20 protein-coding genes are annotated in these 22,896 nt (G+C 67.9%); 11 read left to right on the top strand and 9 right to left on the bottom strand.

From position 1 onward, the window contains the following. Positions 1–11: 11 nt before the first annotated feature. The 5 genes from ACFVVC_RS13660 to ACFVVC_RS13680 all read right to left on the bottom strand — a co-directional run bounded on the left by ACFVVC_RS13660 (position 12) and on the right by ACFVVC_RS13680 (position 4,728). Entirely contained in the window at positions 12–386 is a 375-nt protein-coding gene (locus ACFVVC_RS13660) for a hypothetical protein (RefSeq protein ID WP_387454033.1), read from the bottom strand. A gap of 9 nt (positions 387–395) precedes the next feature. Beyond that, the gene (locus tag ACFVVC_RS13665; protein ID WP_387454036.1) at positions 396–1,982 is read right to left on the bottom strand and encodes a radical SAM protein; all 1,587 of its coding nucleotides are present in this window, start codon (positions 1,980–1,982) and stop codon (positions 396–398) included. Between the two features lie 169 nt (positions 1,983–2,151). Continuing rightward, positions 2,152–2,508, bottom strand: coding sequence for a hypothetical protein (locus tag ACFVVC_RS13670; protein WP_387454038.1), 357 nt, complete (start codon positions 2,506–2,508; stop codon positions 2,152–2,154). Then, positions 2,505–3,263, bottom strand: a complete 759-nt coding sequence (locus ACFVVC_RS13675; RefSeq protein ID WP_387454041.1) for a prolipoprotein diacylglyceryl transferase — start codon at positions 3,261–3,263, stop codon at positions 2,505–2,507. The genes ACFVVC_RS13670 and ACFVVC_RS13675 overlap by 4 nt, the downstream gene beginning before the upstream one ends. A gap of 49 nt (positions 3,264–3,312) precedes the next feature. Continuing rightward, positions 3,313–4,728, bottom strand: coding sequence for an NAD(P)H-quinone dehydrogenase (locus ACFVVC_RS13680; protein ID WP_387454044.1), 1,416 nt, complete (start codon positions 4,726–4,728; stop codon positions 3,313–3,315). A 104-nt stretch (positions 4,729–4,832) separates the two neighbouring features. Between ACFVVC_RS13680 and ACFVVC_RS13685 the strand changes: the two genes are divergently transcribed. Together ACFVVC_RS13685 and ACFVVC_RS13690 are read left to right on the top strand one after the other, a co-directional pair. After that, positions 4,833–5,651 (top strand): purine-nucleoside phosphorylase, encoded by an 819-nt coding sequence (locus ACFVVC_RS13685; RefSeq protein WP_387454047.1) that lies wholly within the window; start codon positions 4,833–4,835, stop codon positions 5,649–5,651. 58 nt (positions 5,652–5,709) lie between these two features. Then, positions 5,710–7,458: a phospho-sugar mutase gene (locus tag ACFVVC_RS13690; RefSeq protein WP_387454049.1), complete on the top strand. Its 1,749-nt coding sequence runs from the start codon at positions 5,710–5,712 to the stop codon at positions 7,456–7,458. 49 nt (positions 7,459–7,507) lie between these two features. Here ACFVVC_RS13690 and nirD read toward each other — a convergent pair whose 3' ends face one another. Next, positions 7,508–7,888: a nitrite reductase small subunit NirD gene (gene nirD, locus ACFVVC_RS13695; RefSeq protein ID WP_387454051.1), complete on the bottom strand. Its 381-nt coding sequence runs from the start codon at positions 7,886–7,888 to the stop codon at positions 7,508–7,510. 259 nt (positions 7,889–8,147) lie between these two features. On the opposite strand from nirD, the gene nirB reads away from it, so the two are divergent. The 6 genes from nirB (at position 8,148) to ACFVVC_RS13725 (ending at position 15,259) form a co-directional block, all read left to right on the top strand. Next, complete coding sequence (nirB, locus tag ACFVVC_RS13700) at positions 8,148–10,790, top strand: nitrite reductase large subunit NirB (RefSeq protein ID WP_387454053.1); 2,643 nt, start codon at positions 8,148–8,150, stop codon at positions 10,788–10,790. Between the two features lie 2 nt (positions 10,791–10,792). After that, positions 10,793–11,824 carry a uroporphyrinogen-III C-methyltransferase gene (gene cobA, locus ACFVVC_RS13705; protein ID WP_387454056.1) on the top strand — a complete coding sequence of 344 codons (1,032 nt, stop codon included), beginning with the start codon at positions 10,793–10,795 and terminating at the stop codon, positions 11,822–11,824. 14 nt (positions 11,825–11,838) lie between these two features. Continuing rightward, a complete protein-coding gene (locus ACFVVC_RS13710; protein ID WP_387454059.1) occupies positions 11,839–12,987 on the top strand; it encodes a uroporphyrinogen-III synthase in 1,149 nt (382 codons plus the stop codon). 201 nt (positions 12,988–13,188) lie between these two features. Then, positions 13,189–14,082, top strand: a complete 894-nt coding sequence (locus ACFVVC_RS13715; protein WP_387454061.1) for an FAD-dependent oxidoreductase — start codon at positions 13,189–13,191, stop codon at positions 14,080–14,082. Positions 14,083–14,222: 140 nt separating this feature from the next. Further along, complete coding sequence (gene deoC, locus ACFVVC_RS13720; protein ID WP_387454064.1) at positions 14,223–14,942, top strand: deoxyribose-phosphate aldolase; 720 nt, start codon at positions 14,223–14,225, stop codon at positions 14,940–14,942. A 53-nt stretch (positions 14,943–14,995) separates the two neighbouring features. Then, a complete protein-coding gene (locus ACFVVC_RS13725) occupies positions 14,996–15,259 on the top strand; it encodes a hypothetical protein (RefSeq protein WP_387454066.1) in 264 nt (87 codons plus the stop codon). Positions 15,260–15,339: 80 nt separating this feature from the next. Here ACFVVC_RS13725 and ACFVVC_RS13730 read toward each other — a convergent pair whose 3' ends face one another. Both ACFVVC_RS13730 and mfd read right to left on the bottom strand, forming a co-directional pair. After that, on the bottom strand, positions 15,340–16,155 hold the full coding sequence (locus ACFVVC_RS13730) for a metal-dependent hydrolase (RefSeq protein WP_387454068.1): 816 nt from the start codon (positions 16,153–16,155) through the stop codon (positions 15,340–15,342). A gap of 3 nt (positions 16,156–16,158) precedes the next feature. Next, on the bottom strand, positions 16,159–19,854 hold the full coding sequence (mfd, locus tag ACFVVC_RS13735) for a transcription-repair coupling factor (RefSeq protein ID WP_387454071.1): 3,696 nt from the start codon (positions 19,852–19,854) through the stop codon (positions 16,159–16,161). Between the two features lie 215 nt (positions 19,855–20,069). On the opposite strand from mfd, the gene ACFVVC_RS13740 reads away from it, so the two are divergent. Genes ACFVVC_RS13740 through ACFVVC_RS13750 form a run of 3 tightly spaced genes read left to right on the top strand, consistent with a single transcriptional unit; the run spans position 20,070 to position 22,342 of the window. After that, positions 20,070–21,575 carry an SDR family oxidoreductase gene (locus ACFVVC_RS13740; RefSeq protein WP_387454074.1) on the top strand — a complete coding sequence of 502 codons (1,506 nt, stop codon included), beginning with the start codon at positions 20,070–20,072 and terminating at the stop codon, positions 21,573–21,575. Between the two features lie 44 nt (positions 21,576–21,619). Further along, a complete protein-coding gene (locus tag ACFVVC_RS13745; protein WP_387454077.1) occupies positions 21,620–22,117 on the top strand; it encodes a DUF2505 domain-containing protein in 498 nt (165 codons plus the stop codon). Between the two features lie 3 nt (positions 22,118–22,120). Next, the gene (locus ACFVVC_RS13750) at positions 22,121–22,342 is read left to right on the top strand and encodes an SCO4848 family membrane protein (RefSeq protein ID WP_387454080.1); all 222 of its coding nucleotides are present in this window, start codon (positions 22,121–22,123) and stop codon (positions 22,340–22,342) included. An 88-nt stretch (positions 22,343–22,430) separates the two neighbouring features. Here the strand turns inward: ACFVVC_RS13750 and sufU are convergent, their stop codons facing one another. Then, positions 22,431–22,880: a Fe-S cluster assembly sulfur transfer protein SufU gene (gene sufU, locus ACFVVC_RS13755; protein ID WP_387454083.1), complete on the bottom strand. Its 450-nt coding sequence runs from the start codon at positions 22,878–22,880 to the stop codon at positions 22,431–22,433. Positions 22,881–22,896 lie beyond the last annotated feature (16 nt).

Below are 22,896 nucleotides of genomic sequence, written 5' to 3' on the forward strand. Positions count from 1 at the left end.
GGCGCAAACGTTCAGACGCCCAAGACCCTCCCGGCCACCAGATAGGTTCCATAGAGGCCCGCCGCCAGGAGGACGGCGAGATAGGCCAGAACAAGCCTCGTGTCGCGCAGAAAGCACTTGGACCGTGCCAGGCCCCTTCTCCTTGCCTTCCAGTAACCCGCGAATCCAAGCCCGGCAAAGACGGCCAGGGCGGCAGGACCTGCCAGCCAGCCGAGCAAGGCAACCGTGGCAAAGATGCACAGCCGGAGCGGATCAAATGGTGCCGCATGGGTGACCGGCGCAGTGCCCGGACCCGGCGGGATGGAGTGGGCTACGGCGTGCCTGCGCATCAGCTCGGAGGGCGTGGGCCCCCCAGCGATCCGCCGGGCATTGGAAGCTGGGTCCATGGCTCTGCCCTAGGCCTGGCGCACCGGAAGCAGCCGTGCACCGGTTGCCGTGCTCATCCGCTGCCGGGCCAGGGCAGGCCATGCCTGGACAGCGCAGAATGGCGCGCATTGGTGCTCCCCGTCGTCACCCTTGGTTCCAACGTGGACGCAGCATTGCGTGAGCCGTTCCTCGATCATGGTGGACATGTCCATGAAGGGCTTCACCATGATCCGGGTGACCCGCTCGGCCAAGAGCCGGCGCAGCCGCTGCTGCTGGCCGGGCAGCTTGCCGGCGGCCAGGGTGGTCAGCGTTCCGATGCCGAGGTCGCACTGCGTGCAGATGTTCTTCCAAAGATCCATGGTCCGTGGGTGTGACAGGGACGACTGCTCACTGAGCAGGTCAAGCAGCGAGGTTTTCATCAGGTTACGCAGCTCGAGCGGGATGGCGCTGTCAGCAATCCTGTTGGCAATGCTGTCAGGATTGAGCTCGAGCCAGGCCAGCAATTGGTCGTGGCCGATGAGCGCTGCCAAGGAACGCCAGGTGCCGGCGTCGTCCTTGAGCATGTACCCCACCGACGCGCAGTGCGGATGTGAGCACGGCAATGCCGTGAGGTCGTGCCAGGAGACCACGCCGCCGGTTTGGGATTCGAGCCTGTCCAGGACGCCCGTATGCGTGAGCCGGTCGAGGGGATCGATGCCGTGCCCGCGCCCGGACCCGAACACGGGCTGCAGCGCCACGCCGCCCACGAACGGGGTCTCCAGCGCACGCATCACCACGTCACCGATCTCGCCGTCATTAATGCCCAGGGATGCCGTCATGGTCAGGGTAGTGAATACGCCTGCCGCGGACAGGCGGGAGATCGCCGCATCCTTGTAGCGGGTCAGGTCGCCACCGCGGTGGTGGATCGATGCCTCCCTGGAAGAGCCGTCGTACTGGAGGTACACCTCTACCCTGTCCCGGTGCCGGGCCAGCAGTTCAAGCAGGTCGTCGTCGGACGCTATCAGCAAGCCGTTGCTGTTCACCATGATCCGGACGATCGGCCGGCCCACGAGTTCGTCCAGCAGTTCCGCCAGGTACGGGTACAGCGTTGGTTCCCCGCCGGACAACATCAGCACATCGAGGCGATTGTTCTCGCGAGCCAGGCGGGCATCAATATTGGCCAGAACCTCTTGAAGCGGAGCTACGCCTTGAAGTTGCGGACCAGAGGCGGTGAAACAGGTGGGACACTTCAGGTTGCAGTGCTCGATGATGTCCTGGAGCAGGATGCACGTGTGCTGGGTCTGCATGGCCGGAAGTCCATACGCATACGCCTCGGGGACGGGACGGAAATTTCCTGCCCGGTCCGGAATGTGCTGCTTGGTCGGCGCCTGCCATTGCTCCAGGTAGCGCAGGATCTCCGGTGACTCGTCGTAGAGCGTGCGGATCAAACCGTGGTCGGGGCACCCGCGCTCCAGCCATACGCGCCCGTCGCGTACCAGCAGCGCTCCGGACAGGCGCCGGACTTGGGCCAGCGGCTGATTCGACTCGTGGCAGTGGGGACAAAAGGCGGTGACATAGCGATGGATCCGGTCACCTCGCAGCGGCTGGCCGGCTCCTGGCAACTCCTGAGACCTCATTGATCAGTGCTCCCTTCTCAGATTCTGGACGGTGCGAGGACGCCCAGGCAAAGTCCCCCGCCAAGCAGCGGGAAGATGCCCAGGCCCGGGTAGCCGCGCTCCGGTTCCCGCTGCCGCCCCCGCGGTGGGGCTCCTTCGGAGGGACGGAACTTTCCTTGCATCTTCCATTTCAAGCCCGGGCCTGGACAAGGAGGCTGATGCAGAGGCCACCGCCGAGCAAGACAAAAGCCCCCAAGCCGATCAGCAGCCCTGCCCCCCAGAGCGACGTCCGGCGCCGTACTGCCAGCACGATCGCCACGGCGAGGTACAGGACGATGGGAATGAAGGCGGCGGGCACGGCGAAGAAGCTAACAGACCACGCGTAAGGCCCCCGGGCCATTGTTCCCACCACGTAGACCGCGTACAGTGCCAGGGCGCCAACGAGGGCCCCTAGACCCAGGGAACCACCCCGGGGTCCGCTGCGCCGTGCGTTCTGCTGCGGCGGATCGGGAGGCTTTTGGGGGCCATCCGGGCTGTCTTCGCTCACGCCACGGTTCCTTCCAGCTCAGGGCTGACGGGATGTCCGAACACCCGCTGTACGCGCCAGGCCAGCAGAGGCAGAACGGCAAGCAGGAACCATTGGGGACGGCTCATCCCCAGCCAAAGCACTTCATTGCCCCGGACAAACTCAACCAGGAATCTGAAGACTGCGTAGGCGCCCACAAAACAAATGAAGAGATCTCCGGAATGCGGCAGGCTGTCCCGGAAGCGCCACATGAGGCCGAAGGCAACCATGTGGAAGACGATCTCGTAGGCAAAAGATGGGTGAAGGCCTACCCCGGGAAGCGAACCTGTCAGGGCGGCCTGCCCAGGGGTGAGGATGATTCCCCAGTCGCCCCCGGTCGGTGTACCGGGCAGTTCGGTAAGCAGGCAGCCTATCCGCCCGATGATCAGGGCAAGGGCCACTGCCGGGGCCAGCAGGTCGCCCGTCCGCTGCCGGTATCCGGTCAAGCGTTTGCCCAAGTGCACGCCGAACCAGGCTCCGACCAGGCCGGCCAAAATACTGCGGTCGCCATTACCCCACCAGTCGGCCAGCGAAACCTGACGCGAGATGTCCCACGTCAGCAGCCTGGAACCGATCGCGCCGAAGGCAACGGCGAAACCGGCAATCGGCCATAACCGCGGATCCGAAAGCCCGCGCCGGCGCTTCTCATGCGCGTAGAACAGCAGGGCTGCGAGGATCCCCAGCCCGACAAAGCCGGCATGTACCAGCCCGTTTCCCGCGAAGGGGAGCCCAATCATGAGCAGAGTGTAACAACGGGTTGCCCGCGGAATGCGGGCCCTTAGGCCCTTACATGTGGACGTGCAGGCGGCGGGCGGCCTCGGAGATGGAACCGGTGAGCGACGGGTACACGGTGAACGTGCTGGCGAGGTCGTCCACGTGCAGCTTCTGCTTGACGGCGATGGAGATCGGGAAGATCAGCTCCGAGGCATTGGGACCGACCACCACGCCGCCAATCACGGTTCCGGAGCCCTTCCGGGCAAAGATCTTCACGAAGCCGTCCTTGGCGTTGCGCATCTTGGCGCGGGCGTTGCTGCGCAGCGAAAGCTTGATGATGTCCGCTTGGTACTTGCCGGACTCGATCTCCGCTTCGGACACCCCCACGTTGGCGATTTCCGGGGACGTGAAGATGTTCGACGCCACCTGGTGGAGCTTGAGCGGAGTCACGCCGTCGCCCATGAAGTGCGCCACCGCGATGCGGCCCTGCATGGCGGCCACCGAGGCCAGCGGCAGGACGCCGGTGCAGTCGCCGGCGGCGTAGATGTTCGGGGCCGTGGTGCGGGATACTCCGTCAACCTTGATGTGGCCGCTGTCGCTGACGGCCACGCCGGCTTCTTCAAGGCCCAGTCCGGCGGTGTTGGGGATGGAGCCCAGGCACAGCAGGCAGTGGCTGCCGGTCACGGTGGAGCCGTCGGCGAGAGTCACCACCACGCCGTCGTCCGTGCGTTCCACAGACTGGGCGCGGGAGCGGGAGAGGACCCGGACCCCGCGGCGCTCGAAGACTTCCTCCAGAACCACCGCGGCGTCGACGTCGGATCCCGGCAGCACACGGTCGCGGCTGGAGACCAGGGTGACTTTGGATCCCAGGCCGTTGTAGGCGGAGGCGAATTCGGCACCCGTCACGCCGGAGCCGACGACGATCAGTTCTTCGGGAAGTTCGTCAAGGTCGTAGATCTGGGTCCAGTTCAGGATCCGCTCACCGTCTGGGCGGGCGGTTTCCAGTTCGCGGGGGTGCGCGCCGACGGCCAGGAGGATGGTGTCCGCTTCCACCTTCTCGGTGCCGTCAGCGGTAAGGACCTCGATGGTGTGGTTATCCAAAAGGCGGCCGGACCCGGCAATGATCCGTACGCCCACCTTCTCCAGGCCGTCGCGGATGTCGTGGGACTGGGTGCGGGCCAGGTTGAGGAGACGGTCGTTGATGTGCTTGAGGTCTGCGTGCATCACCGGTACGAAGTCGCCGCCGTCGACGTCGAACTTCACGCCCAGCTCGCCTGCCTCGGCCACCCGGGCCATGAGGTCGGCCGTGGCGATGAGGGTCTTGGAGGGAACGACGTCGGTCAGCACGGCGGAGCCGCCAAGCCCGGCACGTTCGATGATGGTGACCGTCGCCCCGAGCGAGGCGGCGACCATGGCCGCTTCGTATCCGCCGGGACCGCCTCCCAGGATCGCGATTCGGGGGGAACTGAAATCTGGATGCGTAGTCACAGTCATCCATTCTCGCCCATCTCCGGCCGGACCACCAAGAAAACAGGGCGCTTTCCGGGCCAGCCGTGATGAGGGCAACAGTGGCGGCAGGATAACTTGTACTCGTGAGTACAACAGACTTCCTGAACACGGACCCGTTTGCCGCCGCCCGAGCCGCCGCTGACTACATTGCCGAGGAGACCGGAGTGGACCGCCACGACGTCGCCCTGGTCCTAGGCTCCGGTTGGGGCGAAGCCGCCGACCTGATCGGCGAGACCACCGCCACCCTCTCCGCGGAGGAGGTCCCAGGCTTCCATGCTCCCGCCGTGGAAGGCCACGTGGGAACCATCCGGTCCGTACTGACCAAGGACGGAAAACGCGCCCTGGTCCTGGGTGCGCGGACCCACTACTACGAAGGCAAGGGCGTCCGGGCAGTGGTTCACGGCATCCGGACCGCCGCGGCGGCCGGGTGCAAGACCCTGGTCCTCACCAACGGCTGCGGCGGACTGAACGAGGCCTGGACACCCGGCACCCCCGTGTTGATCAGCGACCACATCAACCTCACCGCTGCCTCCCCGCTGGAAGGCGCCACGTTCGTGGACCTGACGGACCTGTATTCACCGCGCATCCGCGGACTGGCCCGCGAGGTGGACCCCACCCTGGACGAGGGCATCTACGCCCAGTTCCCCGGCCCGCACTACGAGACTCCGGCTGAAGTGCAGTACGCCAAGCGGATCGGGGCGGACCTGATCGGCATGTCGACGGCCCTGGAGGCCATCGCCGGCCGCCACGCCGGAATGGAAGTGTTCGGTATTTCCCTGGTCACCAACCTGGCAGCGGGCATCAGCCCCCAGCCGCTCAGCCACCAGGAAGTCATCGAATCCGGCCAAGCCGCAGGCCCGCGCATCTCCGGGTTGCTGGCCGACATCATCGCCCGGCTCTGAACGTCCAGGACTGGCGGGGTGCAGGCAAGGGACCTGCAATGACGATAGCGTTAGGCCCATGACGTCTTCCGATGCCGAACTTCGCCTGCTTGCCGAGGCCCGGGAATGGGCTGCCCTGGATCCGGATCCCGCAACACAGGCATCGTTGCTTGAGCTTGTGAGCCTGGTTGAAGAAGGCGACCCCGCGGCCCGGCAGGAACTGGAAGACAGCTTCCGGGGCACGCTGCAGTTCGGCACGGCGGGCCTGCGCGCCGCCCTCGGACCCGGGCCGAACCGGATGAACCGGGTGGTGGTCCGCCGCGCCGCAGCCGGACTGGCCGCCTTCCTCGTGGACGCCGTGGCCGACGCCTCTTCCGGCACCCGGCCGCGCGCCGTCGTCGGCTATGACGCCCGGCACAACTCGGATGTCTTCGCAACTGAAACCGCCGCCATCTTCACCGCGGCGGGCATCGAGACCTTCCTGCTGCCGGCAGCCCTCCCCACTCCCCTGCTGGCCTACGCCGTCCGCGCGCTGGAATGCGACGGCGGCGTCATGGTCACCGCCAGCCACAACCCCCCGCAGGACAACGGGTACAAGGTCTACCTGGGCCGGCACGCCGTGTCCGCTGACGGCGACGGCGCCCAGATCGTGGCTCCCTACGACGCCCGGATCGCCGCGCGGATCAGCGCCGTGGGCACCGTTGACTCGATCGAACTTGCGGACGGCGGGTGGACCGTGCTGGACGGCTCGCTGGCCGCGGACTACCAGCAGGCGATCGCGGCCCTGGCCATGCCGGACCACTTCCCGGCCCGGGACCTGCGGATCGTCCTGACCCCGCTGCACGGCGTGGGCGGCGGAACAGCACTGGAGGTCCTCAGAGCGGCAGGTTTCACGGATGTCACCATGGTGGCCGAACAGGCCGAACCGGACCCCGAATTTCCCACCGTCAGCTTCCCCAATCCGGAAGAACCCGGGGCACTCGACCTCGCCGTCGAAGCGGCCGAACGGATCGACGCCGACCTCGTCATCGCGAACGATCCCGACGCCGACCGGGCTGCCGTCGCCGCCAAGGACCCGGACACGGGTGCCTGGCGGATGCTCCGCGGAGACGAAGTGGGCGCCCTGCTGGGGGCCCACATCGCCGCCAGGCTCGCGGACGCCGGCACCGGCACCGAAACGGACCACCGGGGCGTCTTTGCCAACTCGATCGTGTCCTCCCGCCTGCTGGCGCGCGTGGCCGCCGCCGCGGGCTTCGCGCATGAAGTAACCCTGACCGGGTTCAAATGGATCTCCCGGGTTCCCGGCCTCACCTACGGCTACGAGGAAGCACTGGGCTACTGCGTCGCGCCGGACCTGGTAAAGGACAAGGACGGTATTTCCGCCGCCGTCCTGATCGCCGAACTCGCCGCCACCGCCAAGGCCGCCGGCAAGACGGTCTTCGACACCCTCGACGAGCTGTACCTCCAGCACGGCCTGCACGCCAGCGACCAGCTGAGCATCCGGGTCGCGGACCTGGGCCTCCTCGACGCCATGATGAACCGATTGCGGGTTTCACCGCCGGAATCGTTCGGGCAGTCCGCGGTGGAAGTCTTCACCGACCTGGCGGAGGGAAGCGGCCAGCTGCCGCCCACGGAGGGCCTCCTGTACATCACCAGGGACTTGACCCGCGTGATCATCCGGCCCAGCGGCACGGAGCCCAAACTCAAGTGCTACCTCGAAGTGATCCACCAGGTGGGATCCGCTGCCGAACTTCCCGAGGCGCGCCAGGCGGCGCGTGCCTCACTGGACGAGGTCCTCCACGATGTCAGCGAGGCACTGGGACTTTAGCCACGGAAAGGGGCGCCGTTTGGCGCCCCTTTCCTGTGTGCGGGAAGTCTTAGAGTTCCACCTCGACGAACCCGTCGGTGATCCTGGTGCTGAAGGCGGCCAGGCGCAGGCCCGGGGTGGTGAAGCATTCACCGGTCTCGAGGTCGTAGACCTCCTTGTGCAGCGGCGAGGCGATCGTGGGGCGCGTGCCCTTGGAACCCAGGATCCCGCGGGCCATGACATGGGCGCCGGTGGCCGGATCCTGGTGCCCCACGGCGAAGACTTCACGTGGACCGGTGCGGAACAGGGCCACCTGGCGTCCGGCCAGCAATGCCGCCTCGCCCCAGGCGGGTTCGAGGTCGTCCACGGCGCAGACGCGGTGCCAGCCGGTCCCGAATCCGGCGGTGTCTGATTCGGCGGCGAGCGCCCCAAGTTCCAGTGTTGCCGTCATGTCCGGCTCCTCTCCCTGTGCGTGTTGTCCCTGCAAGCGGCCGCTTGTGCTGCCGTGTTCCACGCTAGGTTCCGGGTGTTTCAATGGGGTGCGGTGAATGTGTCCGGCGGGTAAAAGAGACCTCACGCGGCCGGAAATGCGTTCGTGATGCAGAAGTTAAGTTGACGAAACAAAAGGGAAACTGAGGCGAAACTGCCCCTCCCTAGGCTGGAGGCACAAGCTGCAGAGCACCGTCTGCGGCCCATGCGAAAGGCCCACCGTGACCGAACTGACTTCAAGCACCGAGACTCCGCGCCGCATCGTCGTCGCCGGCGGCGGCCCTGCGGCCCACCGTTTCGCGGACGCCATGCATGCCCGCGGCCTCGACGGCTGGGATGTCACGGTCCTCACCGAGGAAGCCCACCTCCCCTACGACCGGGTGGCACTCTCCAAGGCGCTCACGGACACCGGCGTGGACCTGACGCTGGGAACGGCCACGATGTGGGAGCACGGCTCCTTGACCTTGAAGACCGGCGAGCGCGTCGTGAAGGTCAACGCGGGCGCCAAGACGGTGGAAACGGCCGCCGGCCACACGTACGAATACGACGAACTGGTGGTGGCCACAGGCTCGGACGCCGTCCGCCTGCCCATCCCCGGCGCCGGGCACGCCCACGTCTACCGGACGCTGGAGGACGTGTGGGCCATCAACAAGGCAGTCGCCGACCTCACCGCGAAACTCGGCCGCAAGATCAACGCGGTCACCATCGGCGGCGGGCTGCTTGGACTGGAATCCGCCGCCGGCACCGAGCAGCTCGGCGCCACCCCCGTGGTCATCAACGGGGCCCCGTGGCTCATGAACACCCAGCTGGACGAGGGCGCGGGCCAGGCCTTGGGCCGCCTGATCGAAGCCAAGGGCTTCGAGGTCCACGGCGGTGTCTTCCCGTCGGAGATTTTGACGGACGACGACGGCCAGGTCACCGGGGTGCTGATGGCCGACGACCGCATCATCCCCGCCGACCTGGTGATCGTCGCGGTCGGCGTCAGGCCCCGTGACGAGCTCTTCCGCGCCGCCGACGGCGAAGATCAGCTTTTCAGCCTGGGCCAGCGCGGCGGCGTGGTCATCAACGACTACTGCGCCACCGAAGTCCCCGGCATCTGGGCCATTGGCGAGGTGGCCAACTTCGGCGGCATGTGCCTTGGCCTGGTGGCGCCCGCCAACACCATGGCCGAGATCGTCGCCGACCGGCTGCACGGCGGCGACGCCACGTTCCCCGGCTTCGACACCGCCACCAAGCTGAAGCTCTCCGGCGTGGACGTCGCCAGCTTCGGTGACGCCTTCGCCCGCACCGAACACGCCCTAGAAATCGTCTATGCGGACCCCGCCCGCGGCGTCTACCAGAAGATCGTCACCACCGACGACGCCAAAACCCTCCTGGGCGGCATCTTCGTTGGCGACGCCTCCCCCTACATGAGCCTGCGCCCGCTCCTGGGCCGCGAACTTCCGGCAGAGCCCGGTGCGTTCCTGTCCGCGGCAGGCGGCGGCGAAGCTCCCGAAACCGAGCTCCCCGACGACGCCACCCTGTGCTCCTGCAACAACGTCACCGCCGGCTCCATCCGGGACGCCATCAACGGTTGCGGCGCCTGCGACGGCAATGCTCCCGTCCAGGAACTGGGAGAACTGAAGGGCTGCACCCGGGCCGGAACCCAGTGCGGGTCCTGCGTGCCCATGCTGAAGAAGCTGCTGGAAACCGAGCTGACCAAGTCCGGCGTCGAGGTCTCCAAGGCACTGTGCGAACATATTGAACTGTCCCGCCAGGAACTCTTCGACGCCATCCGCGTCCTGGGCCTGACCTCCTTCGAGGAGATCATGGCCAAGTACGGCACCGGGGCCGGCTGCGACATCTGCAAGCCCACAATCGCCAACATCCTGGCCAGCCAGAACAGCGCCTACGTGCTGGACGCCGGCCGCGGCACGCTGCAGGACACCAACGACCGTGCCCTGGCCAACATGCAAAAGGATGGCACCTACTCGGTGGTCCCCCGCATCGCCGGCGGGGAGATCACGCCCAAGAAGCTCGGCGTGATCGCCGCCGTCGCCGAAAAGTACGGCCTGTACACCAAGATCACCGGCGGCCAGCGGATCGACATGTTCGGTGCCCGGCTGGAGCAGCTGCCGGAGATCTGGAAGGAACTGGTGGACGCCGGCTTCGAGTCCGGCCAGGCGTACGGCAAGAGCCTGCGCACGGTGAAGTCGTGCGTCGGATCCACCTGGTGCCGGTTCGGTGTCCAGGACTCGGTGGCCATGGCCATCCAGCTGGAGCTTCGCTACCGCGGCCTGCGCAGCCCGCACAAACTGAAAATGGGCGTCTCCGGCTGCGCCCGTGAGTGTGCCGAGGCACGTGGCAAGGACGTGGGCGTCATCGCCACCGCCGACGGCTGGAACCTGTACGTCGGCGGCAACGGCGGGGCCACCCCCGCCCACGCCCAGCTGCTGGCCAAGGACCTGGACGACGAAACCCTGATCAAGTACATCGACCGCTACTTCATGTACTACATCCGCACGGCGGACCGCCTGCAGCGCACCGCACGCTGGCAGGAAGAGCTCGACGGCGGCATCAAGCACGTCGAGGACGTGGTGGTGAAGGACACCCTGGGCATCGCCGAGGAACTTGAAGCCGCCATGGCCAAGCACGTGGACACGTACGTGGATGAATGGGCAGACACCCTCAAGGACCCCGAACGCCTGCGCCGGTTCCGCTCCTTCGTCAACGCCCCCGACCAGAAGGACGACTCCATCACCTTCGTCCCGGACGAGCGCGGCCAGATGCGCCCCGCCACTGCGGAGGAAAAAGGCAAGGTCCTGATCGGCGCTTCCATCCCGGTACGCTCCGCCACCACGGAAACCCCTGGAAACGAGGCATAGCCATGCAGCTCAGTATCGACCTCACCGGCCGGAACGTCCTGGTGGCCGGCGCCCCCGATGCCGCGCGGCAGGCGGTGCGGCGGTACGAAGCCGCGGGCGCCGTCGTCCACCGCATTGGAAGCCCCGCCGAGGCGCGGCTCGTCCACGTGCCGGAGCGGCTGTTCCTGGTCGCAGCCGTCGAGGACGGACAGCCCGGCTGGGGCGCCCTCCTGGACCGCTGCCGGGACGCAGGCATCCCGGTCGCTGCCGAGCCCGCCGCCGGCCCCGCCGGCCACGTCACCCTGGTGGGCGGCGGACCGGGCACCGGTGACCTGCTCACCGTGGCTGCGGTCAACGCGCTTCGGGATGCGGACGTCGTCTTTTATGACCGGCTGGCCCCGTACCAGGAGCTTCCGCTGCTGACCTCCGCGCAGCTGGTGGACGTCGGAAAGAAGCCGGGCCACCACAAGGTCAGCCAGTCGGACATCGAAAAACTGATGGTCGAAAGCGCCGTGGCCGGCAACAACGTGGTGCGCCTCAAGGGCGGGGACCCTTACGTCTTCGGCCGGGGCGGGGAGGAAGTTGCCGCGTGCGTGGCCGCCGGCGTCAAGGTCCACGTGGTGTCGGGCGTGACCAGTGCCATCTCGGTGCCGGCGGCCGCCGGCATCCCGGTCACCCACCGCGACGTCAGCCACATGTTCACCGTAGTTTCCGGGCACGCCCCGCTGACCGACAAGGAGCACCACCACCTTGCCGGCCTGGGCGGGACCATCGTGGTGCTCATGGGCATCGGAACCCTCCACCATCTCGCCGCCGGCCTGCGCCGGGCAGGGATGCGCCCGGACATGCCCATGGCCGTGGTGGAACGGGGCTACCGGCCGGGCCAGCGCACCACCATCGCGGACCTGGGCACCATCACCTCCGCCGCTGCCGGCTGCAGCAATCCCGCAGTATTGGTTATCGGCGAGGTGGTCAGGGTGGCTGAGGCCAACCGGCAGCACGCCGGAGCGGCCGCCGACCTGGACAGGCTGGCGGCCTCGCTGCTGGGATCATGAAAGGATTGACCCCCATGACTGCACTTGCACCCGCCGAACCCACGCAGGCTGAAGAGCCGACAGATGCCGCGGAATCGCCGCTGGAGGGGTTCCGCATCGGCGTCACCTCGGACCGGCGATCCCGGGACCTGATTGAGGCGCTGGAACGGCGCGGCGCCGAGGTGCTGCATGCTCCTGCCCTGAAGATCGCCCCCGTCCAGGAGGACATGCGCCTGATCGAGGACACCCGGGCCATCATCGCCGCGAAGCCGGACCTTTGCATCGCCACCACCGCCTACGGCATGCGCCGCTGGTGCGAAGCGGCAGACTCCTTCGGCCTCGGCGATGAGCTCCTGGAGACGCTGGGAAGCTGCCGGATGTTCGTCCGGGGACCCAAGGCCCGCGGTGCCGTGCGTGCGGCCGGCCTTGCCGACGTCGGGATCAGCAGCGACGAAACCACCGCCACGCTGGTGGACATGCTGCTCACCGAAGGCGTCCGGGGCAAGACCGTCGCCATGCAGCTGCACGGCTACACCGACGTCCGCCAGATCGAACGGCTGCGGATGTCCGGCGCCACCGTCCTGACCGTGACGCCCTACCGCTGGGTCAAGCCCGACGGCGAGGACAAGCTGCCGCGGCTGATCGAGGCCGCCTGCAACGGAAACCTGGATGTCCTCACGTTCACCAGCGCCCCCGCGGTTGACGCGATGTGGAGCACGGCCCACGAGATGGGCCTGTACAAGCAGCTGGTGGAGAGCCTGAAACTGAATGTCACCACCGCTGTGGTGGGGCCCGTCACGGCGCAGCCCCTGCTGGACGCCGGGGTAACCCCGCTGATCCCGGAACGGTTCCGGATGGGAGCCCTCATCCGCCTGGTGTGCGAACACCTGGCATTGAACCATGTCCGGAGGCTGGACACGCGCTCCGGAAACATTGAGCTCCGGGGCCGCAGCCTTCGCATCGACGGCCGGCAGGTGGAACTCGCCCCCGCGCCGCTGCTGCTCCTGCGGGCGCTCCTCGGTGCCGGGGGCGCGGTCCTCTCCCGCGAGTCCCTCTCGGACCTGCTAGAGCTCCGTGGTTCCGTCCACGCGCTGGACATGACCGTGAGCCGGCTGCGGTCATCGCTGCCGGACGGCAAGCTCATTGAAACCGTGGTCAAGCGGGGCTACCGGATCCGCGTTTAAGGTCCGGGAGCGGCCGAATGTGTCCGCCCGCTCCCGGATGAGAGGTGCGTCACGGGTTCTGTTACCGGCTGGTAAATACTGGCGAACAGCACCCTCCGAAACAGCAATGGACGGGTAACACAACCGAAAAAGCAGGCCCCTACGCTGGGTTGCATCACGAAGTTCCGGCCGGTTACCGGCCACCAGCGAAAGGGCCAGCACATGTCCGCTCCGGCACCCTCCCCGTCCACCTCCGAGGCAACCCGCATCGTCATCGCCGGGGCCGGACCGGCCGCCCAAGCCTTGGTCGCGCAGCTGGACCGCGCCCGCTTCACCGGCAGCATTACCGTGCTGAGCAACCGGGACGACACCCCTGCCGAACTGCTGGAGCTGGCCATGCTGCCCCAGGTTTCCGTTCGTTTCGGCCAGCCCGCAAGCCACATCGACGCCGTCAACCGCACCGTGGCCACCGCCGACGGCATGGAGTTCGCCTACGACCAGCTGGTCATCGCCACCGGTTCTGCCCCCGTAGCCAGCCCCGTGGACGGCGCCGCCCAGTGCCTGAGCTACTGCACCATCGACGACGCCCCCCGTATCGCCGAGGGCGTGCAGGAAATTACCCGTGAGCTGGGACGCAGGCCCGTCGGTATCCTCGTCGGCACGGGCGCGGCCGCCGGACAGGCCGAAGCCGTCCTCCGGGCCAAGGGAGTGCGGCCCATCCGCACCACGGCCCGGCCCGCCGCCGTCGTTCCGTCCGTTGTTCCGGGCGGATCCGCTTCCGGCCTGGCCTCTTCGGCCGTCGTCTTCGAGGACGGCAGCAGCATGACCGGAGACCTGGTGGTCCTGGCCGAGGAGCGGGTCTCCCGTGACGGCCTCGCCGCCACGGCCGGTGTGCGGACGGCCGCCGGCGGCGGCATCGTGATCAGCCGGGACTTCCGCACGTCGGTCCCCGGCATTTGGGCCATCGGTGACGCTGCGGCGTTCGACGGCGTGCGGCTGGGCCTGCTGGTCGCGGCGGCGTCCGCCGCGGGGGCGTGCGCCACCCAGTTGCTGACCGCTGTTGCCGCTGCAACGCCGGCCGCCACTCCCGTGCCGGCGTTGCCGGTGGCCGCCTGATCAGGCCGGCGGCACCGGCGGCTGCCATGAGTGGCGTCCGCCTCCGGGCACCCGGTGCGGTCCCGGCGCGCTGTGACAAGATGGTTTCCGAAACGAGTCACTGACGCGCCGGGCCCACGAAGCCCCTCGAGAGGACCATCATGAGCAATGAAGCCACCGTTCACCCAGGCACCGCCAAACCGGCCGGTGACGGGAACATCGCCTCCTATATCGACCACACGCTGCTCAAGCCCGAAGCCTCGGAAGCCGAGGTGCTGAAAGTCTGCGCGGAGGCCGCCGAGTACGGGTTCAAGTCGGTCTGCGTCAACCCTGTGTGGGTCAAGACCGTCACCACGGCGCTGAAGGGCTCCGGGGTCCTCACCTGTTCCGTGGTCGGCTTTCCCCTGGGGGCGACCCCCACGGACGTGAAGTCGTTTGAGGCCCGCGGCGCGGTTCTGGACGGCGCGGACGAGGTGGACATGGTGATCAACATCGCCGCCGCCCGGGCAGGCGACAAGGGCGCCCTGGCCGATGACATCGCGGCCGTTGCCGAGACCGTGCACGCCGGCGGCGCCATCCTGAAGGTCATCATCGAAACGGCCCTCCTGACCGACGAACAGAAGGTCCTGGCGTGCCAGGCGGCAGTGGAGGCCGGCGCCGACTTCGTCAAGACCTCCACCGGCTTCAACGGTGGCGGCGCCACCGTTGACGATGTGGCCCTGATGCGCAAGACCGTGGGCCCGAATGTGGGGGTCAAGGCCTCCGGCGGCGTACGGTCCCTGGCCGACGCTCAGGCTATGATTGCTGCAGGTGCAACACGAATCGGCGCCAGCTCCGGGATTGCCATCGTCAAGGGTGAACAGGGTTCAGCCGCTTACTGACCGGGACCGGACGGCCGCCACAGACCACGCCCCGCGGGGCCGAGGAGGAACACATGTCCAGCAAGATCAACGCGTCCAGCCGGGACACGACGTCGAACCAGGACATGGTCCGGACCCCGCAGAACGAGAACAATACAGCCACCAGCGCCGTCCTTTTCGTGGTCAGCTTCGCCCTGTTCCTGGGCGCCATCTACTCCCTGTCCTTCCTCACCCTGGACAACCCCTGGCCGATGGCGGTGTGCCTGGTCCTGTTCGCCCTGGCGTTCTGGATCCCGCAGACCATCCTTGGACGCTCCGACTCCGCCGGAGAGCACTGACCTTCAGACAGACAGCAAAGGACCCCGGACACAGTGTCCGGGGTCCTTTGCTGTCGGGAGCCCCGTGCCTGCCTCTGCTGCTAGAACCAGAGCCTGATCCAGGCTCCCGCGGCGGCGGCCACAGGGCTCCAGTGGTCCCGGGCGATGGCCCAGCCGGCCATGGACATGCCCACCATGGCATAGGCACCGACTGGGATCAGCACCAGCCACTCCCGCTTGGACCCTGCCCGTCCCAGCAGGGGTAGCGAGAGGGCGCCGTTGGCCCGCCAGACGTTCCGCAGCAGGGGCAGCCGGCGCAGCAGCCTGGGTGGCCTGATGACCAGCGGCCACAGCAGCGGCACTCCCCCGGTGGTGACCAGGTCGCCGACAATATGGACCACCACACCGATCAGCATCGAGGTGGGCAGCCAGGTCCATTGCTGCGGCGCGAAAAACGTGACCAAGCCGGCCATCGCCAGGGCAAAGATCCAGTTCGAGATGAAGCCGCTCTTGGGAAAGAGCTTCAACGCCTTGGCCGCGATGTTGATCAGGAACATGCACAACAGGCCGGCGCCGACCGAGAGGTGCCCCCATGGGGTGTCCATATGGACCTGCGACGCCAGGCCGGCCAGGAAAACGAAGACGGCGGCACCCAGGATGGAATGCGTGCCCTGCCGGTGGCCGCCGCTGGCACTCTCGATGCCGCGCGCGATCGCATTGGACAGCGGCGGAAGCGAGTGGGCCACCGTGCTGGAACGGTGGTCCCAGTCGCACACCAGGGCCGTGCCGGCAGTCGCCATCCCACCGATGAGGATGCCGGTGGGATCCAGTGGATACCAGCCCAGCGTGTACGGTCCCGTGGACGCAACAGCAACCCACGCCGCGGCTCCCGACGCGGCGTGGTGTCCTCCCATCATCCCCTAACCGACAGTCAGGGGAGCATCGGAGAAGATGTTCCGGATCACGCCGTTGGCCCATTCGAGGATCTCGGCGTCCTGCAGGTCCCGGCCGCCGATCCGTGCCGTTTTCGGCTTGGGGATGAGGACGGCGTCCAGGGCGGGCTTGGATTGGGCGCCCGGGTACATGCGGTTCAGGCGCATCACCTTGGATTCAGGCAGGGTGGCCGGGGAGAACTTGATGAAGTTGCCCTGCAGCGCGACGTCGGTCAGGCCGGCCTCCCGTGCGCCCACCCGGAACCGGGCCACGGCCACGAGGTTCTGCGCGGGCAGCGGCAGTTCGCCGTAACGGTCCACGAGCTCCGCCATGACCTCGTCGATGGCCTCGTTGGTGACCGCGGCGGCGAGCTTCCGGTAGGCCTCAAGGCGCAGCCGTTCGCCGGGGACGTAGTCGTGCGGCAGGTGCGCGTTGACCGGCAGTTCGATCTTCATCTCCGCGGCCTTCTCTTCGGCTTCGCCGCGGAAGTCCGCCACGGCCTCGCCCACCAGGCGGATGTAGAGGTCGAAGCCCACGCCCTGGATGTGTCCTGACTGTTCACCGCCGAGCAGGTTGCCGGCGCCGCGGATTTCCAGGTCCTTCATGGCCAGCTGCATGCCGGCCCCGAGTTCGTTGTGCGCTGCCACGGCCTTGAGCCGTTCCAGGGCCACCTCGCCCAGCGGCTTCTCCGAGGGGTAGAGGAAGTAGGCGTAGGCGCGCTCCCGGCCACGGCCCACCCGGCCGCGGAGCTGATGCAGCTGGGACAGGCCGTACTTGTCCGCGCCATCGACGATCAGGGTGTTGGCGTTGGAGATGTCCAGCCCGGTTTCGATGATGGTGGTGCAGACCAGGACGTCGAACCGCTTCTCCCAGAAGTCCACGATGATCTGCTCCAGCCGGCTTTCGGACATTTTGCCGTGCGCCACCTCCACGCGCGCTTCCGGCACCAGTTCGCGGATCTTGGCGGCGGTGCGCTCGATCGTGGAGACCCGGTTGTGGACGAAGAACACCTGTCCTTCGCGCATCAGTTCGCGGCGGATCGCGGCGGAGGTCTGCTTGTCCGTGTACGGGCCCACATAGGTCAGCACCGGGTGCCGTTCCTCCGGCGGGGTGGCCAGGGTGGAGGTTTCCCGGATGCCTGTCAGGGACATCTCCAGGGTGCGCGGAATCGGGGTGGCGCTCATGGCCAGGACGTCCACATTGGTGCGCATCTTCTTCAGCGCTTCCTTGTGCTCGACGCCGAACCGCTGCTCCTCGTCCACGATCACCAGGCCAAGGTCCTTGAACTCGAAATCCTTGGAGAGCAGCCGGTGCGTGCCGATCACCACGTCCACCGACCCGTTCTTCACGCCCTCGGCCGTCTCCTTGGCCTCCTTGGCGGCCTGGAAGCGGGACAGCGGCTTGACCCGCAGCGGGAAGCCGGAGAACCGTTCGGTGAACGTCTCATAGTGCTGCTGCGCGAGCAGGGTGGTGGGCACCAGCACGGCCACCTGCTTGCCGTCCTGGACGGCCTTGAACGCCGCCCGCACCGCGATCTCGGTCTTGCCGTAGCCGACGTCGCCGGAGACCAGGCGGTCCATGGGGATCTCCCGTTCCATGTCAGCCTTGACCTCGTTGATGGTGGTGAGCTGGTCCGGGGTCTCCACGTACGGGAAGGCCTCCTCCAGCTCCCGTTGCCAGGGCGTGTCCGGGGCGAACGCGTGCCCGCGGGACGCCATCCGGGCCGAATAGAGCCGGATCAGTTCACCGGCGATCTCCTTGACGGCCTTGCGGGCCTTGGACTTGGTGCTGGCCCAGTCGGCGCCGCCCATCTTGCTCAGCACCGGGGTGTCCCCGCCCACGTAGCGGGTCACCTGGTCCAGCTGGTCCGTGGGGACGAACAAACGGTCGCCGGGCGCCCCGCGCTTGGCCGGCGCGTATTCCAGGACCAGGTACTCGCGCACGCCGTCCCCGCCGCCGGCCACCTTCCGCTGGATGAGCTCCACGAACCGGCCGATTCCGTGCTGTTCGTGGACCACGGAGTCCCCGGCCACCAGCTGCAGCGGGTCAACGGCATTGCGCCGCTTGGAGGGCATCCGCCGCATGTCCTTGGTGGACCCGGCAGAGGTCCGGCCCAGGAGGTCGGCCTCCGTCAGCAGGCCCAGCTTGAGCCCGTCAAGGACAAAGCCGCGGCCGACGGCGGCGGTGGTCACTTCGATGATGCCCGCCTGGGGTTCGTGGTCCAGGCTGTCCACGCGGGCGCACGGGATGTCCGCGTCGTGGAAGAGCTCGGCCAGGCGCTGGGCCGGGCCGGGACCTTCGGTGGCCACCACGATGCGCCACTGGTCGCGGACGTGCGAGCCGATGAACTCCATCATTTCCGCCACGTCGCCCTGGTAGCCGCGGGGTTCGCGGGCATGCAGGTTCAGCACGTCGATCTCGGGGAGCAGTTCCGCATCCTGCGCCAGGGAGGTAATGGACCACCAGGAGACGCCGTGTGCCAACGCGGACCCGCGTGTTTCGGCCAGGGACCGGAAGCTCGCCGAATGGAGCGCAGCACTGGCCTGGGAGCTGAGGTCCAGGGGCGCCGTCCCGCCGTCGGATGCCGTGGACCAGGCCGCCTCAAGGAACTCCTCGTTGGTGGCGGCGAGGTCGTGGGCGCGGGTGCGCACCTTCTCGGGTTCGATGACCACCGCGATGGAATCCGCGGGCAGCTGGTCCACGAACGGCACCATCGCGTCCACCAGCACCGGGGCCAGGGATTCCATGCCCTCCACGGCGATGCCGCCGGCGATCTTTTCGAGCATGTCCGCCGCGGCCGGCAGCTGGGCCTTCAGCGTGGCGGCGCGGGACATCACGGACGGCGTGATGAGGATTTCGCGGCACGGCGGCGCATGCAGTTCGGTGGGGTGGTGGATGCCCGGGGCGGACAGCGAGCGCTGGTCGGCAACGGCGAACCAACGCATCTGGTCCACTTCGTCCCCGAAGAACTCAACCCGGATGGGGTGGTCCTCGGTGGGCGGGAAGACGTCGATGATGCCACCGCGGACGGCGAATTCGCCGCGGTGCGTCACCATGTCCACGCGGGCGTAGGCAGCGTCCGCGAGGCTCCTCACCACATCGGAAAACGGGATCTCCTGGCCAACCCTCAACGTGACCGGAACCAGGTCGCCCAGGCCGGCCACCACCGGCTGGACCACGGCGCGGACGGGCGCGACGACGACGCGCAGCCGTGCCGTCGTCGAACTTTCCGGGTGGGCCAGGCGGCGAAGGACGGAGAGCCTGCGGCCCACGGTGTCGGAGCGCGGCGAGAGCCGCTCGTGCGGAAGGGTTTCCCAGCTGGGGAACTCGGCCACGGTGTCCGCCGGCAGGTACGCGCGCAGGGCCGCGGAAAGGTCCTCGGCTTCCCTGCCGGTGGCGGTTACGGCCAGCACCACGCCCGGTTTGCCGCCGTCCGCGGACGCAGCCAGGCCGTCTGCCATCTCCGCGAGCAGCAGGGGCCGGAGGCCGGCAGGAGCGCTGATCTGGTAGTCCTGCCCGCGGACCTCGAAGCCCCGTGCGGCCTCGGCCCGGACCCGGCCGAAGGTCCGGTCCGGTTCCAGGGCACGGCGCAGGCCATCCAGCGTGGGGACCGCGCCGGAGGTGCCGGCGCGGGTTTTGCCGGTGCTGGACGTGCCGGCGGCGGACTGGCCGGAAAGACTCATGGCAGAAGCTCCTGTGGTGTTCTTCAAAAAATCGCAGGCAACGCGAAAACCCGAAATTCGCTGCGAATCCCGGGGAGCTTCCAGCCTACCGCGCGGGACCGACATGGCAGAGCGGCGACAGCGGGCCTAGGCTGGCACTGCCATCGCATTCGGCGTCGGAGCAGCCGTCCGGACAGGCCGCCGCTCCGAACCCCATTGGACGAACAGGAGCCAGTATGAGCGAAATGACTGCCCGGCCAACACCAAAGACGGTCCTTGTCACAGGTGCCACCGGCTACATCGGCGGCCGGCTCGTGCCAAAGCTGCTGGAAGCGGGCCACACGGTCAAGGTCCTGGTCCGCTCCCCCGACAAGATCGCCGGCGTGCCCTGGCGCACCAAGGTGGACGTGGTGGAAAGCAGCCTCGACGACGGCGCCGCCCTCCGCGAAGCCCTTGCCGGCGTCGACATTTTCTACTACCTGGTGCACTCGATGGCCGCAGGCGCCGGTTTCGAGGCGAAGGAAAAGGCGATGGCCCGTACGGCGGCGGATGCTGCCGCGGCGGCCGGTGTCGGCAGGATCGTGTACCTGGGCGGCCTGCATCCGAAGGGCGTGGAGCTTTCCACCCACATGCGCTCACGCGAGGCCGTGGGCAAGGTTTTCCTGGACAGTCCGGTGGATTCGGTCGTGTACCAGGCGGGCGTGGTGATCGGTTCCGGCTCCGCCTCCTTCGAGATGATCCGGCACCTGTCCGAGACCCTGCCGCTCATGCCGGCGCCAAGCTGGGTGCGCAACCGGATCGAGGCCATCGCCGTCCGTGATGTGCTCTACTACCTGGTGGCCGCGGCGTCCCTTGAGGGCCCCATCAACCGGACCTTCGACATCGGCTGCCGGCAGGTGCTGACCTACGCCAGGATGATGCAGGAGTACTCAGCCGAGGCCGGCCTGCCTTACCGTGTGGTGTTGGCGCTGCCCGTTCCGGCGCCCAAGCTGGCTGGCATGTGGGTGGCCCTGACAACCCCCATTCCATGGTCCATGGCGGTCCCCCTGGTCCAGTCGCTCCAGCATGACGCGGTGGCCAACGAGCACGACATCGACCAGTTCATTCCACAGCCCGACGGCGGCCTCACCCCCTACCGCACCGCGGTGGCCCTGGCGCTGGGCAAGGAACGGGACGGCCAGGTGGAGACCACCTGGGCGAATGCCGGCGCGGATTCCGACCCCCTGCCCAGCGACCCGGAGTGGGCCGGGCACAAGGTGTACATCGACGAACGGACGTTCCACGCAGACGTGGACCCGGCGCACGTCTGGACCATTATCGAGGGTATCGGCGGCCGCAACGGCTGGTACTCGCTGCCCTTGGCCTGGCAGGTGCGGGGCTGGCTGGACAAGCTGACCGGCGGCGCCGGGCTGCTGCGTGGCCGCCGCCACCCGCATACCCTGGCAGCCGGCGAAGTAGTGGACTGGTGGCGGGTGGAGCAGATCGACCGCGGCCGGCTGCTCCGGCTGCGGGCAGAAATGCGCGCGCCCGGCCGTGCCTGGCTGGAGCTCTCCGTGGAGCCCGACGGCGGAGGCAGCCGGTACCGGCAGCGGGCCATCTTCTTCCCGAAAGGCCTGAGCGGACGGCTCTACTGGCTGGCCGTCCTCCCGTTCCACAGCCTGATCTTCCCGGCCATGGCGCGGAACATCACCGCGGCGGCCCAAAAACTGGCCGATGCGGACCGCGCACAGGCGACCCCGTAGGATGTTGGAGGCGTAAATCCTTTCCCGACGTCCCAGGAGGACCCATGGCGCTGAGCGCAACCACCACCCTTCCGCACTCCGTTGACAGCGTCGCCGCTGTGCTGGTGAACGAGGATTTCCAGCGCCACGTCAGCCAACTGGTGGGCGGCGAACTGGAGTCCTTCACCGTCGACGGCGACACCGCCGGTGCGTTCAGCGCCACGTCGGTGCGGACCCTCCCCACCACCCGGCTGCCCGAGATTGCCCGCAAGTTCGTCGGCGAGCACCTCAAGGTGACCCAGGTTGAAAACTGGGATGCCCCCGCCGCTGACGGCTCCCGCCAGAGCAACATCTCGCTGAAGATCGCCGGCGCCCCGGTGGACGTCACGGCCGTGCAGCGGCTGGTGGCCGACGCCGGCGGAACCCGGGTGGAGCTTGAGGGCGCGGTGAAGTCCTCCGTTCCGTTCCTGGGCGGCAAGATCGCCGACGCCGCCGAGCCCATGGTGGCCAAGGCGCTGAACCTGCAGGCCACGCAGGCGCAGGCCTGGCTGGAAAGCCACTAGCACATGGCACTGCCCGTCTTCGCTGCGCTGGTCCTCATTGTCGCCGGCGTTTGGTCGCTGGTGGTCTGGCCGCAGTTCCTGCGCCGGGTCATGAACGATCCCCGGGCCCGCGACAGTGCCGGAAAGGCCACCAGGTTCCTCACCGTGCATGTGGTGCTGGTCAGCATCTCCATGGTGCTGGGACTCGCCACCGCAGTCATCGGCGTCCTGGGGCTGCTGGGCTGACCCTTCCGCGCGGCAGCCACAGATCCCGCAGAGCACAGCCCGGGCCATCCTCCTGCAGGAGGAAGGCCCGGGCTGTTCTGTTCCCTGCTTATGCCGCTTGGTTGAGGGCGTCCTCCGCGGCCACCCAGGAAATCATGGCGCACTTGACCCGGGCCGCGTAGCGGGCAACCCCTTCGAAGGCGGCGGCGTCCCCCAGCACTTCGGGGTCGGCCTGGACCTTGCCGCGTGAGCGGAGCACCTCGCGGAAACTCTCGATCACTTGGTGGAGTTCGGCAACGGTCATGCCTTCGGCGAGTTCGGAGAGGACCGAGGCCGAGGCCATGGAAATGGAGCAGCCGGCACCGTCCCACGCCACCTGGGCCACTTTGCCGTCCCGCACCGCCAGCCGGAGGGTGACTTCGTCTCCGCATACCGGGTTGAGCTGGTGGGACTGGCCCGTTGCCGCGCCCGCCGGGGCGTCGGTGGCTGCCAGCCCGCTGCCGTGGCGGGCCTTGGAATGGTCCAGGATGATCTGCTGGTACAGCTGGTCGAGGCTCATGGTGCAACCCTTCGTG

The sequence above is a fragment of the Pseudarthrobacter sp. NPDC058196 genome (assembly GCF_042882685.1).
In the GTDB taxonomy this organism is placed as follows: domain Bacteria; phylum Actinomycetota; class Actinomycetes; order Actinomycetales; family Micrococcaceae; genus Arthrobacter.